Origin of the sequence: Streptomyces sp. HUAS 15-9, assembly GCF_025642155.1 — a bacterium.
Taxonomy (GTDB): Bacteria; Actinomycetota; Actinomycetes; order Streptomycetales; family Streptomycetaceae; genus Streptomyces.
The window spans coordinates 2,320,491-2,333,952 of record NZ_CP106798.1 but is presented as its reverse complement, the minus strand read 5'-3'; the positions used below and the strand labels follow the sequence as shown (position 1 = coordinate 2,333,952).

The following is a 13,462-nucleotide window of genomic DNA, read 5'->3' as shown; positions in this document are numbered from 1 at the left end:
CGGCCCAGGCTCCACGGTATTCCGGTGACGTCGTGTGCGCGGTGCGTGGACTGACCAAAACCTACGCGGCCGTACGCGGACGACGCGGGGTGCCGGACGCGCCCGAGGTGCGGGCCACCGACGCGGTGGAGCTGGACGTCCGGCGCGGCGAGATCTTCGGACTGCTCGGGCCGAACGGGGCCGGCAAGTCCACCCTCGTACGCCAGCTGACCGGGCTGCTGCGGCCCGACGCCGGCAGCGTCGAGATCCTCGGCCACGACATCGTGCGCCACCCGGAGCGGGCCTCCCGCATCCTCGCCTACCTCGGCCAGGAATCCACCGCCCTCGACGAGCTGACGGTCTCCCTCGCCGTGGAGACCACCGCACGGCTGCGCGGCCTGGACCTCGGACGGGCGCGGGCCGAGCGGGACGCCGTGCTCGACGAGCTCGGGCTCGCCCCGATCGCCGGCCGGGCGCTGAAGAAGCTGTCCGGCGGGCAGCGGCGGCTCGCCTGCTTCGCCACCGCGCTGGTCGGGGAGCGGCCGCTGCTCGTGCTCGACGAGCCGACCACCGGCATGGACCCGGTGGCCCGGCGCGCCGTGTGGACGGCCGTCGACCGGCGGCGCGCCGAGCGCGGCACGACCGTGCTGCTCGTCACCCACAACGTCATCGAGGCCGAGACCGTGCTCGACCGGGTCGCCGTCATCGACGGGGGCCGGGTCATCGCCTGTGACACGCCGGCCGGGCTCAAGGAGCTGGTCGACGGCGAGGTGCGCGTCGAGCTGGTCTGGCGGGAGAGCGCGCCGCTGGAGGTGCCCGAGGTCGCCCGGCTGCGGGAGCGGGCCGTGGAGGCCGGCCGCCGCTGGACCCTGCGGCTGGCTCCCGAGGAGGCCCGCGCCGCTGTCGCCACGGTGACCGGCGGGGCCGCGTTCGCCGCCCTGGACGACTTCACGCTCGCCACACCCAGCCTGGAGGACGTGTATCTGGCGCTCGGCGGCGCCGCACGGCAGGGGCTGGTGAAGGCGTGAGCGGTGGAGAGCCGTATGCGTAGCGGACGGCGTGAGATCCATGGCGGAGAGGAGCGGTTCCAGGTGAGTGTCGTACCCGCCGAGGTTCTGCAGGGCGGTGCCGGGGCTGTGAAGGGGCCGGCGAAGGGCCCGGCGCGGGGCCCGGCCGAACTGGCGCCGGCCGCCAGGCTGTGGCCGTCGCTGGCCGCCGTGTACAGGGCGCAGCTGTCCCGCGCGCGGGTGGCGCGGATCCCGCTGCTGTTCGTGGCGACCTTTCAGTCGATCGGCATCATGGTCATGATGCGCGGGGTGGTGGACACCCGCGTCCAGGCCCAGTTCGTGGTGGCGGGCTCGTCGGTCGTGGTCGTGGCGTACGTCGCGCTGAACCTGCTCTCCCAGTACTTCGGGCAGCTGCGGGCCGGCGGCGGGCTCGACCACTACGCGACGCTGCCGGTGCCACCCGCGTCGGTGGTGCTCGGGGCGGCGGGGGCGTACGCGTCCTTCACCGTGCCGGGAACGCTGGTGACGGCCGGGTTCGGCTGTGTGCTCTTCGGACTGCCGCTGACCAACCTCTGGATCCTGGTGGCCGTGATCCCGCTGGCGGGTGCCGCGCTCGCCGGGCTCGGCGCCGCGTTCGGGTTGCTCTCGACGCGGCTCGAACTGGCCACGCTGCTCGGTCAGCTGGGCATGTCGGCGGCGCTGCTGCTCGGTGTGCTGCCGCCCGACAAGATGCCGGAGATCGTGCGGCTGGCCCGGGACCTGCTGCCTTCGACGTACGGCGTGGACGCCTATGCGCGGACCTTCGGGGCGCATCCTGACTGGGCGTTCGTCGTCGTTGACCTGGGCGTGTGCGCCGCCGTCGGGGTCGTCTCGCTGGCCGCCGCCACCTGGGCGTACCGGCGGGCCGCCGTCCGGTGACGCGCCGCACGGCCCGACCTGGCACGATGTCAGGGTGACCGCACCGCTGACTCCGCCTCCGCCGCCGCACGACCAGTCTCCGCACCAGACCTGGCAGGCGCCGCCGCCCGCCGGGGCGGCAGGAGGCGCGTACGAACAGGACGGTCCCGGAATGAAGACCGAAGTGCGCGACGCGGCCGTGATCACGGTGGCGATGGCGCTCGGCGGGGTGCTGCTCGGTCTGCTGTGGCTGTGGCTGGCTCCGCATGTGCCGCTGGTCGGGGACCAGGTGGGCCGGGGTTGGGTCGTCTACATCAAGGACACCGAGGGGGAGCAGGCGATCGGGGTGGACGGAACGTTCACGCTGCTCGCCCTGGCCTTCGGAGCGGTCAGCGCGGTCGTCGTCTTCCTGCTGCGGCGGCGCGGCGGTGTGCCGCTGGTGGTGGCGCTGACCGTCGGCGGGCTGCTCGGGGCGTTGCTCGCCTGGCGGCTCGGGGTGTGGCTGGGGCCCACCCAGAACGTCCTCGCCCACGCCAAGGAGGCCGGCAAGGGCGTGACCTTCTCGGCACCGCTGAAGCTGGGCACGAAGGGCGCGCTGCTGGCCTGGCCGGTGGCCGCGCTGGTGGTGCACCTCGGCCTCACGGCGCTGTTCGGCCCACGGGACCCGGACCCGTACGAGGAGGGCCCGTACCTGCAGGGGCCGTACGCGGCGCCGCCTGCGTAGGGGGTTCGAGCGTTTCGGGGGCGCGCGTTCTGGCCCGAGCGGTCTCGTTCTCCAGCGCTGGGCGGGCTGGGTCGTGCGGGCCGGGGCCGCTGAAGGCGGGGACGAAGGGTGCGCTGCCGGCCTGGCCGGCGGCCGCGCTGGTGGTGCACCTCGGGCTCACGGCACTGTTGGGCCCGCGGGGCCCGGACCCGTACGAGGAGGGCCCGTACCTGCAGGGGCCGTACGCGGCGCCGCCTGCGTAGGGGGTTCGAGCGTTTCGGGGGCGCGTGTTCTGGCCCGAGCGGTCTCGTTCTCCAGCGCTGGGCGGGCTGGGTCGTGCGGGCCGGGGCCGCTGAAGGCGGGGGCGAAGGGTGCGCTGCCGGCCTGGCCGGCGGCCGCGCTGGTGGTGCACCTCGGGCTCACGGCACTGTTGGGCCCGCGGGGCCCGGACCCGTACGAGGAGGGCCCGTACCTGCAGGGGCCGTACGTGGCGCCGCCTGCGCAGGGTGCTCAGGCGCCGTTCCCGGCGTGCGTTCGGCCGTCCGTCCAGGGTGCTGAGGCGCCCCGTTCCGGCGGCCCGAGGCGGCTCGTCCCCCAGCGCCGGGCAGGCTCGGTCGGGTCGGCCGGTGCTGGGGGTCGGCTGCTACGCCGGGCGCCTCCCGTGGTTCGAGCGGCCCTTCTTGATGCGCCACTTGCGTTTCCGGGTCTTCTTCGACATGTTCCTCGTACTTAACCGAGGAAAGGGCGTCCGTCGAGAGGTCAAACGCGTCCGATGGGGGCCAGCGTCGCCCCGGTGAGGCCGGCCAGGTCCGCGGGGGACAGCTCGACCTCCAGACCGCGGCGGCCCGCCGACACGCAGATCGTGGTGTGCGCCGAGGCCGACTCGTCCAGGACCGTGGGGAGCTTCTTGCGCTGGCCCAGCGGGGAGATGCCGCCGCGGACATAGCCCGTCGTGCGCTCGGCGAGGACCGGGTCCGCCATCGCCGCCCGCTTGCCCCCGACGGCCGTCGCCAGGGCCTTGAGGTCCAGGGAGCCCGCCACGGGGACCACGGCCACCGTCAGCCTGCCGTCCACGTCCGCCACCAGTGTCTTGAAGACCCGGTCGGGGGAGACACCCATCGCCTCGGCCGCCTCCTCGCCATAGGAGGGGTGGCCGGGGTCGTGGTCGTAGGCGTGGACCGTGTAGTCCACGCCCGCGGCCGTCAGCGCCACCGTCGCGGGGGTGCCCCCGGACTGCTGCTGCTTCTTCGGCTTCTTCGGATTCTTCGCCATCGAGGTTCCGGCCTCAGTTCAGACTCGTCCGGCCGCGCGTCAGGTCCGACGCCGGCAACGACGGCAGGTTACGGATGATGGCCGTCTCCGAGCGAAGGAGTTTCAGCTCGTCCCGCAGGCGGGAGGCCGTGTCCGGGGCCTGGAGCAGACGCTGCTTCGTCGGGGTGTCCAGCATCATCGCCGCCGCCACGAGATAGGAGACCACCGCCGGTTCGTCCGGGAGTTCCGCGCTCGTGGACAGGGACCGTTCCCGCGCGCCCGCCAGACGCTTCTGGTACTGCCGGAACGCGCGCAGCACCCCCTCCGCCAGCGCGCCCGCCTCGTCGCCCGGCTCCTCCGGCAGCTCCTCCAGGTCGGCCGTCAAAAACGCGCCCGAGGAGTCCACCGACAGCAGCCGCACCCGGGTCGTACCGGTCGCCAGCACCTCGAAGGTGCCGCCCGCCCGCTCCCGGATGGTCGCCGCGTCGGCCACACAGCCCACCGCGTTGAAGGCCTTGGCCGGGTCGGTGCCGAAGCCCGCCGCCGGTCCGCGCTCGGGCATGGCCGTCGGGTCCGGCATGCCCGGTGCGCTCGGCGCCACCTCGTGGCCGTCGCGGATCGCCACGACGGCGAACCGGCGCGGCTCGTCCTCGGGGGTCTTCAGCAGTTCGCGCATCATGGCGCGATAGCGCTCCTCGAAGACGTTCAGAGGGAGCACGAGCCCCGGGAACAGCACCGAGTTCAGCGGAAAGAGGGGGAGACGGACGGTGGTCACGGCGCCACCCTAATGGTCACCGGCGTGGGCATGTCCGCCGTGCCCGGTCCGTGGGCGCCCGGGGCCCGGGTCGAGCCGTGTCCGTGGCGCCGGGCGGACCGTCGTCAGGAGTTCGGCGCGCAGCCGCAGGAAGTGGCCCAGCGGGTCGTCCGACAGCCGGTCCCAGGGGAAGGACGTGGCGTACGGGCCGATCAGCTGCAGCTGGGCCAGGGCGTCCTGTCGGCGGTCCAGCGTGACGAGGACGTACATGAGCTTGTTGCGGATCGCGGCCGGCCAGGGGTCCGCCCCCGGGAACCGGGCGGACAGCGCGATCGCCCGGTCGGCCGCCGCGTCCAGCCGCTCACGCGCCACCTCGGCCCCGCAGTCGTCGGTCAGATAGCCGAGGGCCGCCCGCACGGGCAGCGCCTGGACCAGCGAGTCCGGCGGTGCGTCCTGCGCGGCCAGGTCGGCGAAGTCGAAGCACTCGCGGTGGGAGCCGTGCCAGGAGGCGGCCAGATAGCGCAGCGCCGCCGTATGACAGCCGTAGTGGTGCGAGGCGCGCCGGACCGCCGCCCCCCACAGCTCCTCGAAGTACTTGGGCCCGGCCTTCGAGCCGCGTGCGTGGTCCAGCGCGATCCGCCACGGCACCGGGTCGCGGTCGTCGGCGCGCGCGGCGGCCGTGATCAGCGGGCTGACGTTGCGCAGCAGCTCGACGCGGGCCGGTGACGGCCAGGCGCGGTCCACCGCCAGCTGGGCCCCGACCAGCAGCGCGCCGGGGTCGTCCGGTGCTTGCCCGCGCCACTCCTCGAACCACTCGGCACGCGAGCGGGCGAAGGCGGCCAGGCACCGCGTGTAGCGGTCGCGGTTCTCCCACTCGGCGGCCGCGCGGGTGGCGGCCAGCAGCTCGGCGGCGGCACGGAACTCGCCCCTTCCGGCCGCGACGAGGGCGGGGCCCAGGCGGTCGTCGGGCGCGTCGAGCAGCACCTCGTCATCGGCCGGCGGTGCGGCCGGGAGCGGGGCGATCCTCTTCATCCGGGTGGGGCGGATGAAAGCGGGCAGCAGAGCCATGGTGTCGACCATTGAAAGTCCGCAGGTCCGGGACGCGCCAGGGGGTGTGCCCAACCAGGGGAAAGTTGTACGCTCATCGGTCAAGGCCGGGTAAAAGGTGGCTGTTCCACCCCTGTTGAGTACCTGTCACAGGGCAGGCCCGGCCAGCCCCGAGGGCGTTCTAGCCGCGTCTGAGCAGCCGTGTCGCCCCCGCCGCCACCGTCGTCGCCAGGATCCAGCCCAGCAGGATCATCGCCGCGGACAGCCACTGCCAGCCGCCGCGCAGCTGCCACTGCCCCACCTGGCCGAGGTCTATCACCGGCAGCAGCAGATCGAGGACGAACAGCGCCGGGTTCCAGACCGGGTGCCCGCCGGGGTTCATCGGCGGATGCCCGGCGTGCGCGAAGGCCAGCGTGCCCGCCGCCCACAGCACCGCCATCCACACGGCCGCCCGGCCCGGCCGGTAGCCGTAGGCCACCGTCCAGTCCTGGACGTACCCCCACAGCTTGGCGGCCAGCGGCAGCGTCTCGCGGCGCCGGCGCTGCTTGGCCAGCAGCACCTCGCGGGCGTCCTCGTCCTCGCCGGCACCGCGCAGCACGGTGGCGAGCCGCTCGTACGGCTCCGGGTTGTACTCGGCGGTCGCCGCCGCCACCCACTCCAGCCGCCGGTTCAGCGGGAACGGACCCTGCGGCACCAGGTTCTCGTACGCGAAGCCGCCCATATGCAGATTGCCCGGCCCCGGCCAGCCGGCCGCGCGGTCCACGAGGTTGACGGTCCGCGCGCCCGACAGCACCACCTTGCCGCGCTGCGGCGCGTCCCCGAGGAAGCGCAGCTCGGGCGTCTGCACCCGGCGCAGCGACAGCTCCTGGTCGTCGGTGAAGGTGAACCGCGCCCGCTCCAGGTCGACCGCGTCGCCGAACCGCCCGTCGTCCAGCCGTACCCCGCCCTGGCACTCGAAGCGCTGGATCCGCGTCCCGCGCGCGGGAGTCGTGCCGCTCAGCAGCGGGCTGCCCACCCCGGCCGGGGTCAGATACAGCGTGCGTTCGACCGTCAGCTGGGGCGCGTTCAGGGCGAGCCGCGAGTACGGGTTGAGCAGCCGGGCGCCGCGCAGGCTCAGCGAGACCCCGATCTTGGCGCCGCGCAGGCTCAGCTCACCGTGCGACTCCAGGAGCTCCGCCTGTAAGTCCTGGCCCACGGTCATCCCGTCCCCGGCGATCGAGCGGCCGCTGCGGTCCCGGTACACGATCGCCTGGTTGAGCAGCAGATCCGTGCCGATGTGCGCGTCGGTCAGCCGGACGCCGTTGTGGAAGCGGCAGCGCGGCAGATGCAGATCGCCCTCGGTGTGCACCCGGGCCGCCTCCAGCCGGGGCACCGAGCAGTTCACGAACCGCGCGGTCGTGAAGCGGGCCTCCGGCAGCAGGACCTCCTGGTCGAAACGGCAGTCCCGCAGCTCCAGATACGGCATGACCGTGCCGCCCGCCAGGTCCAGGGCGCCGGTGACGCGCACGCCGACGAGCTTCAGCGAGGACACGCGGCCGGCCAGCGCGGGCGGACCGTCCAGCAGCAGCCAGCACACGATCCTCGCCCGCACGGTCCGCTCCGGTCCCCAGGGGTGACCGCCGTGCGGGTCGTCCACCACGGCGTCCCCGCTGCTCAGGTCGTACACACTGCCGTTGCGGAAGGCCTGCCACATGCCGGCCTCGGCGGCGGTCAGATCGTCCGGCAGGTCCCCGGCGCGCAGGCCGGCCCCCTCGGTCACTGCTCTTCCTTCTTTCTCACCTGCTCGCGGCTTTCCCACCTACTCGCGAGTCGCAACTGTGTACAACCGTTCATGCCCGCTGAGTGACATCCCGAACGCCAGACGTGAAGCGGATCTTCCGGGTTCCGGCCACGTTCTGTATCAGCCATTGATACGCGCGGACGACGGCCGACGCCGGTCTGCGAGAATTGAGGCTGTGATCTCCCGAATCGATCTGCGCGGCGACGCCCTTCCCGAGGGACCCGCCCTGCGCGACCTGCTGCCCCGAGCCGACTTCGACGTTCAGGCCGCCCTCGAGAAGGTGCGTCCGATCTGCGAAGCCGTGCATCATCGGGGCGACGCGGCGCTGATCGACTTCGCGGAGAAGTTCGACGGCGTACGGCTCGAATCCGTACGGGTCCCGGCGCAGGCGCTCGCCGACGCCCTGGAGTCCCTCGACCCGGCCGTGCGCGCCGCCCTCGAGGAGTCCATCCGGCGCGCCCGTCTCGTGCACCGCGCCCAGCGCCGTACGACCCACACGACCCAGGTCGTGCCCGGCGGCTCGGTGACCGAGAAGTGGGTGCCCGTGGAGCGCGTCGGGCTGTACGCGCCCGGCGGCCGTTCCGTCTACCCCTCCTCCGTGATCATGAACGTGGTGCCCGCGCAGGAGGCGGGCGTCGGATCGGTCGCGCTGGCCTCACCGGCCCAGGCGGACTTCGGCGGCCTGCCGCACCCGACGATCCTCGCCGCGTGCGCGCTGCTCGGCGTCGACGAGGTGTACGCCGCGGGCGGCGCCACCGCTGTGGCGATGTTCGCGTACGGCACCGAGTCCTGCGCGCCCGCCAACATGGTCACCGGCCCCGGCAACATCTGGGTCGCCGCCGCCAAGCGCTTCTTCACCGGCAGGATCGGCATCGACGCGGAGGCCGGCCCCACCGAGATCGCCGTCCTCGCGGACGACACCGCCGACCCGGCGCACGTGGCCGCCGACCTGATCAGCCAGGCCGAGCACGACCCGCTCGCCGCGGCCGTGCTGGTCACCGACTCGGTCGAGCTGGCCGACGCGGTGGAGAAGGAACTGGAGCCGCAGATCGCGGCCACCAGGCACATCGACGACCGGATCGTCCCCGCGCTGCGCGGCAGGCAGTCCGCGATCGTGCTGGTCGACGGCGTCGAAGAGGGCCTTCGGGTGGTCGACGCGTACGGCGCGGAGCACCTGGAGATCCAGACGGCGGACGCGGCCGCGGTCGCCGACCGGGTCAAGAACGCCGGTGCGATCTTCATCGGCCCCTGGGCGCCAGTCTCGCTGGGCGACTACGCGGCAGGCTCCAACCACGTCCTGCCCACCGGCGGCTGCGCCTGCCACTCCTCGGGCCTGTCCGTCCAGTCCTTCCTGCGCGGCATCCACATCGTCGACTACACGAAGGACGCGCTGGCCGAGGTGGCGCACCACGTGGTGACACTGGCGGAGGCGGAGGACCTGCCTGCGCACGGCGCGGCGATCAAGGCAAGGTTCGGGTGGAAGGTACCGACGAGCAAGTGAGCTTCGGAATCGACGATCTCCCCGTACGGGACGAGCTGCGCGGCAAGTCCCCCTACGGCGCGCCCCAGCTGGACGTCCCCGTACGGCTGAACACGAACGAGAATCCGTACCCGCTGCCCGAGCCGCTGGTCGAGCGGATCACGGAGCGGGTGCGCGAGGCCGCCCGCAATCTGAACCGCTACCCCGACCGGGACGCGGTCCAGCTGCGCACCGAGCTGGCGGCCTACCTGACGAAGACGGGCAAGTACCCGCTCGGCATGGCGAACGTCTGGGCGGCCAACGGCTCCAACGAGGTCATCCAGCAGCTGCTGCAGACCTTCGGCGGGCCGGGTCGTACGGCGATCGGCTTCGAGCCGTCGTACTCGATGCACCCGCTCATCGCGCGCGGCACGGGCACCGGCTGGATCTCCGGCCCCCGCAACGAGGACTTCACCATCGACCCCGCGGCGGCCGAGCGTGCCATCGCCGAGCACCGGCCCGACGTCGTCTTCATCACCACCCCCAACAACCCCACGGGCAACGCGGTCCCGCCCGAGACGGTGCGCGCGCTCTACGACGCGGCGCAGGCGGCCAGGCCGTCGATGGTGATCGTGGACGAGGCCTACGTCGAGTTCAGCCACGGCGACTCGCTGCTGCCGCTGCTCGAAGGCCGGCCGCATCTCGTCGTGTCGCGGACCATGTCGAAGGCCTTCGGGGCGGCGGGTCTGCGGCTCGGCTATCTCGCCGCGCACCCGGCGGTGGTGGACGCCGTACAGCTCGTACGACTGCCGTACCACCTGTCGGCGGTCACCCAGGCGACCGCGCTGGCCGCCCTGGAGCACACCGACACGCTGCTCAAGTACGTCGAGCAGCTCAAGTCGGAGCGGGACCGGCTGGTGAGCGAGCTGCTGGCGATCGGTTACGCCGTCACGGAGTCCGACGCGAACTTCGTGCAGTTCGGCCGGTTCGAGGACGCCCACACCGCCTGGCAGAGGATTCTCGACCGGGGTGTCCTGGTCCGGGACACCGGCGTACCGGGGTGGCTGCGGGTGTCCGCCGGAACCCCCAAGGAGAACGACGCGTTCCTCGACGCGGTACGTGACGTGAAGAAGGAGCTGGACGCATGAGCCGCGTTGGACGAGTGGAGCGGACCACCAAGGAGACGTCGGTCCTCGTCGAGATAGACCTCGACGGCACCGGCAGGACCGACATCGCGACAGGCGTCGGCTTCTACGACCACATGCTCGACCAGCTCGGCCGGCACGGTCTGTTCGACCTGACCGTGAAGACCGACGGCGACCTGCACATCGACTCGCACCACACCATCGAGGACACCGCCCTCGCGCTGGGCGCCGCCTTCAAGCACGCGCTCGGTGACAAGGTGGGGATCTACCGCTTCGGCAACTGCACGGTGCCGCTGGACGAGTCCCTCGCCCAGGTCACCGTCGACCTGTCCGGCCGCCCGTACCTCGTGCACACCGAGCCCGAGAACATGGCGCCGATGATCGGCGAGTACGACACCACGATGACCCGGCACATCCTGGAGTCCTTCGTCGCCCAGGCACAGATCGCGCTGCATGTGCACGTGCCCTACGGGCGCAACGCACACCACATCGTGGAGTGCCAGTTCAAGGCGCTGGCGCGGGCACTGCGCTACGCCAGCGAGCGTGACCCGCGCGCGGCGGGCATTCTGCCGTCCACGAAGGGTGCGCTGTAAGCCATGACCGGTCTGTCCACCATCCTGATCCTCGTCGGCCTCTTCCTGGTCGGCGGCATCATCTCCTTCGTCAAGCAGAAGATGCCCACGAGCCTGATCGTGCTGCTCTCGATCGGCGCGGCGATGTGTCTGGTCGCGGGTGTGCTGCGGCTGGAGGTGTGGAACTGATGAGCGCGCCGAAGAAGGTCGTGGTCTTCGACTACGGCTTCGGCAACGTCCGCTCCGCCGAGCGTGCCCTCGCGCGCGCGGGAGCCGACGTGGAGATAACGCGCAACTTCGACGCGGCCATGAACGCCGACGGCCTGCTGGTGCCGGGCGTCGGCGCCTTCGCCGCCTGTATGCAGGGTCTGCGTGAGGCCCGCGGGGACTGGATCATCGACCGTCGGCTGTCCGGCGGGCGGCCGGTGATGGGCATCTGCGTCGGCATGCAGATCCTGTTCGCGCGCGGCATCGAGCACGGCGTGGAGACCGAGGGCCTCGACGAGTGGCCCGGCTCGGTCGAGCCGCTCCAGGCCGAGATCGTGCCCCACATGGGCTGGAACACCGTCGAGGCGCCCGCCGACTCCGAGCTGTTCGCCGGCCTGGACGCGGACGCGCGCTTCTACTTCGTGCACTCCTACGCCGTCCACGACTGGACTCTGGAGACGCACAACACCGCCATGCACGCGCCCAGGGTGACCTGGTCGACGCACGGCAAGCCCTTCGTGGCCGCCGTGGAGAACGGCGCCCTGTGGGCCACGCAGTTCCACCCCGAGAAGTCCGGCGACGCCGGAGCCCAGCTCCTCACCAACTGGATCGGAACACTGTGAGCAAGCTCGAACTCCTCCCCGCCGTCGACGTCCGGGACGGACAGGCCGTCCGTCTTGTGCACGGCGAGTCCGGGACCGAGACCTCCTACGGCTCCCCTCTGGAGGCCGCCCTCGCCTGGCAGCGCTCGGGCGCCGAGTGGCTGCACCTCGTCGACCTGGACGCCGCGTTCGGCACCGGCGACAACCGCGCGCTGATCGCCGGGGTCGCCGAGCGCATGAAGGAACTGCACATCAAGGTGGAGCTGTCCGGCGGCATCCGTGACGACGACACCCTGGCCGCCGCCCTGGCCACCGGCTGCACGCGCGTGAACCTCGGTACGGCCGCCCTGGAGACCCCGGAGTGGGTCGCCAGGGTCATCGCCGAGCACGGCGACAAGATCGCCGTCGGTCTCGACGTCCGCGGTACGACCCTGCGCGGCCGCGGCTGGACCCGCGACGGCGGCGACCTCTACGAGACGCTGGAGCGCCTCGACAAGGAGGGCTGCGCCCGCTACGTCGTCACGGACATCGCCAAGGACGGGACCCTCCAGGGCCCCAACCTGGAGCTGTTGAAGAACGTGTGCGCGGCGACAGACCGGCCGGTCGTCGCCTCGGGCGGTGTGTCGTCCCTGGACGACCTGCGGGCCATCGCCGAGCTGGTACCCCTCGGTGTCGAGGGCGCCATCGTCGGGAAGGCCCTGTACGCGAAGGCGTTCACACTGGAAGAGGCCTTGGAGGCTACGTCTTGAAATCGGACACAGTGTCATGAGCGATGCCGTACGGCGCGTGCAGGGCGGCAGCCCCTGGGAGGAGAGTTTCGGTTTCGCACGTGCCGTCGCGGCGGGTGACCGCGTGCTGGTGGCCGGTACGACGGCCTTTCGGGGCCGGGTGCTGTACGGCGAGGGCGACCCGTACGAGCAGGCCAAGGTGGCCTTCACCAGCGCGCTCGAATCGATCGCCGAGTTCGGGCTCGGTCCCGAGTCGGTGCTCAGGACCCGGATATACCTGACCCATCTGCGGGACGTCGACGAGGTGGGCCGGGCCCACAAGGAGCTGTTCGACGCCGTGCGCCCCGTCTCGACCCTGCTGGTCGTGGAGGGCTTCGTCGATCCACGCATCCTGGTCGAAGTGGAACTGGAAGCCTTCAGAGGCTAGAGGCGTTGACTAGAGGCACTAGTCGACCAGAAGCACCAAGAGGAGCCTGGAGTCATGACCCTGGCGGTCCGAGTCATTCCCTGCCTGGACGTGGACAACGGCCGGGTCGTCAAGGGCGTCAACTTCCAGAACCTGCGCGACGCGGGCGACCCCGTCGAGATGGCGAAGGTGTACGACGCCGAGGGTGCCGACGAGCTGACGTTCCTGGACATCACCGCGTCCTCGGGCAACCGTGAGACGACGTACGACGTGGTGCGCCGCACCGCCGAGCAGGTGTTCATCCCGCTCACGGTCGGCGGCGGTGTGCGCACGGCAGAGGACGTCGACAAGCTGCTCCGCGCGGGCGCGGACAAGGTCGGCGTCAACACGGCGGCCATCGCGCGCCCCGACCTGCTCCGCGAGATCGCGGAGCGCTTCGGCCGCCAAGTCCTGGTCCTGTCGGTGGACGCGCGGCGCACGCAGAGCGGCTCCTTCGAGGTGACGACGCACGGCGGCCGCAAGGGCACCGGCATCGACGCCGTCGAATGGGCGCACCGGGCCGCCGAGCTGGGCGCGGGGGAGATCCTGCTCAACTCCATGGACGCGGACGGCACGAAGGACGGCTACGACCTGGAGATGATCGCGGCCGTACGCAAGCACGTCACGGTCCCGGTCATCGCCTCCGGCGGCGCCGGCCGCCTCGCCCACTTCCCCCCGGCAATCGCAGCGGGCGCGGACGCGGTCCTGGCGGCATCGGTCTTCCACTTCGGCGACCTGCGCATCGCCGAGGTCAAGCAGACCCTGCGCGAGGCGGGCCACCCCGTCCGTTAGCGCGTCACACGTACGCGCACACCGGCCCCGGCGGGCTGCCGCCGGGGCCTCTTCATGCGCCATTACGAAAGAGAAGTTGTGCAAAAGAAGTTGC

Annotated in this window: 15 protein-coding genes; 11 read left to right on the top strand and 4 right to left on the bottom strand. The window is 72.1% G+C overall.

Annotation, left to right across the window (positions count from 1 at the left end):
- Positions 1–32 precede the first annotated feature (32 nt).
- From N8I87_RS10705 to N8I87_RS10695, 3 genes are all read left to right on the top strand, one after another.
- Positions 33–1,007: an ABC transporter ATP-binding protein gene (locus N8I87_RS10705; RefSeq protein WP_263216380.1), complete on the top strand. Its 975-nt coding sequence runs from the start codon at positions 33–35 to the stop codon at positions 1,005–1,007.
- 63 nt (positions 1,008–1,070) lie between these two features.
- Positions 1,071–1,904 (top strand): ABC transporter permease, encoded by an 834-nt coding sequence (locus N8I87_RS10700; RefSeq protein WP_411577371.1) that lies wholly within the window; start codon positions 1,071–1,073, stop codon positions 1,902–1,904.
- Between the two features lie 34 nt (positions 1,905–1,938).
- Positions 1,939–2,607, top strand: a complete 669-nt coding sequence (locus N8I87_RS10695; RefSeq protein ID WP_263207709.1) for an AAA family ATPase — start codon at positions 1,939–1,941, stop codon at positions 2,605–2,607.
- Positions 2,608–3,345: 738 nt separating this feature from the next.
- Here N8I87_RS10695 and ybaK read toward each other — a convergent pair.
- From ybaK to N8I87_RS10665, 4 genes are all read right to left on the bottom strand, one after another.
- Complete coding sequence (gene ybaK / locus N8I87_RS10680; RefSeq protein WP_263207707.1) at positions 3,346–3,858, bottom strand: Cys-tRNA(Pro) deacylase; 513 nt, start codon at positions 3,856–3,858, stop codon at positions 3,346–3,348.
- Positions 3,859–3,871: 13 nt separating this feature from the next.
- On the bottom strand, positions 3,872–4,612 hold the full coding sequence (locus N8I87_RS10675) for an LON peptidase substrate-binding domain-containing protein (protein WP_263207705.1): 741 nt from the start codon (positions 4,610–4,612) through the stop codon (positions 3,872–3,874).
- Between the two features lie 9 nt (positions 4,613–4,621).
- Positions 4,622–5,671, bottom strand: a complete 1,050-nt coding sequence (locus N8I87_RS10670) for a hypothetical protein (RefSeq protein WP_263207703.1) — start codon at positions 5,669–5,671, stop codon at positions 4,622–4,624.
- A gap of 148 nt (positions 5,672–5,819) precedes the next feature.
- Positions 5,820–7,397 carry an oxidoreductase gene (locus N8I87_RS10665; protein WP_263207701.1) on the bottom strand — a complete coding sequence of 526 codons (1,578 nt, stop codon included), beginning with the start codon at positions 7,395–7,397 and terminating at the stop codon, positions 5,820–5,822.
- Positions 7,398–7,593: 196 nt separating this feature from the next.
- On the opposite strand from N8I87_RS10665, the gene hisD reads away from it, so the two are divergent.
- From hisD to hisF, 8 genes are read left to right on the top strand one after another with little or no spacing between them, the layout of a single operon-like run.
- The gene (hisD, locus tag N8I87_RS10660) at positions 7,594–8,919 is read left to right on the top strand and encodes a histidinol dehydrogenase (RefSeq protein WP_263207699.1); all 1,326 of its coding nucleotides are present in this window, start codon (positions 7,594–7,596) and stop codon (positions 8,917–8,919) included.
- Positions 8,916–10,025: a histidinol-phosphate transaminase gene (locus tag N8I87_RS10655; RefSeq protein WP_263207697.1), complete on the top strand. Its 1,110-nt coding sequence runs from the start codon at positions 8,916–8,918 to the stop codon at positions 10,023–10,025. Before hisD ends, N8I87_RS10655 begins: the two co-directional genes overlap by 4 nt.
- A complete protein-coding gene (hisB, locus tag N8I87_RS10650) occupies positions 10,022–10,615 on the top strand; it encodes an imidazoleglycerol-phosphate dehydratase HisB (protein WP_263207694.1) in 594 nt (197 codons plus the stop codon). The genes N8I87_RS10655 and hisB overlap by 4 nt, the downstream gene beginning before the upstream one ends.
- Before the next feature lie 3 nt (positions 10,616–10,618).
- Positions 10,619–10,783, top strand: coding sequence for a hypothetical protein (locus N8I87_RS10645; protein WP_263207693.1), 165 nt, complete (start codon positions 10,619–10,621; stop codon positions 10,781–10,783).
- Positions 10,783–11,424, top strand: coding sequence for an imidazole glycerol phosphate synthase subunit HisH (gene hisH / locus N8I87_RS10640; RefSeq protein WP_263207691.1), 642 nt, complete (start codon positions 10,783–10,785; stop codon positions 11,422–11,424). The genes N8I87_RS10645 and hisH overlap by 1 nt, the downstream gene beginning before the upstream one ends.
- Positions 11,421–12,152, top strand: coding sequence for a bifunctional 1-(5-phosphoribosyl)-5-((5-phosphoribosylamino)methylideneamino)imidazole-4-carboxamide isomerase/phosphoribosylanthranilate isomerase PriA (gene priA / locus N8I87_RS10635; protein WP_263207688.1), 732 nt, complete (start codon positions 11,421–11,423; stop codon positions 12,150–12,152). The genes hisH and priA overlap by 4 nt, the downstream gene beginning before the upstream one ends.
- Positions 12,153–12,168: 16 nt before the next feature.
- Positions 12,169–12,558, top strand: a complete 390-nt coding sequence (locus N8I87_RS10630) for a RidA family protein (protein WP_263207686.1) — start codon at positions 12,169–12,171, stop codon at positions 12,556–12,558.
- A 54-nt stretch (positions 12,559–12,612) separates the two neighbouring features.
- Complete coding sequence (gene hisF / locus N8I87_RS10625) at positions 12,613–13,368, top strand: imidazole glycerol phosphate synthase subunit HisF (protein ID WP_263207684.1); 756 nt, start codon at positions 12,613–12,615, stop codon at positions 13,366–13,368.
- The last annotated feature ends 94 nt before the right edge of the window (positions 13,369–13,462 follow it).

Coding starts and splice junctions, on each gene's coding strand:
- hisB (WP_263207694.1), top strand. CDS start 10,022: ATGAGCCGCGTTGGACGAGTGGAGCGGACCACCAAGGAGACGTCGGTC.
- hisH (WP_263207691.1), top strand. CDS start 10,783: ATGAGCGCGCCGAAGAAGGTCGTGGTCTTCGACTACGGCTTCGGCAAC.
- N8I87_RS10670 (WP_263207703.1), bottom strand. CDS start 5,671: ATGGTCGACACCATGGCTCTGCTGCCCGCTTTCATCCGCCCCACCCGG.
- N8I87_RS10630 (WP_263207686.1), top strand. CDS start 12,169: ATGAGCGATGCCGTACGGCGCGTGCAGGGCGGCAGCCCCTGGGAGGAG.
- ybaK (WP_263207707.1), bottom strand. CDS start 3,858: ATGGCGAAGAATCCGAAGAAGCCGAAGAAGCAGCAGCAGTCCGGGGGC.
- N8I87_RS10645 (WP_263207693.1), top strand. CDS start 10,619: ATGACCGGTCTGTCCACCATCCTGATCCTCGTCGGCCTCTTCCTGGTC.
- hisF (WP_263207684.1), top strand. CDS start 12,613: ATGACCCTGGCGGTCCGAGTCATTCCCTGCCTGGACGTGGACAACGGC.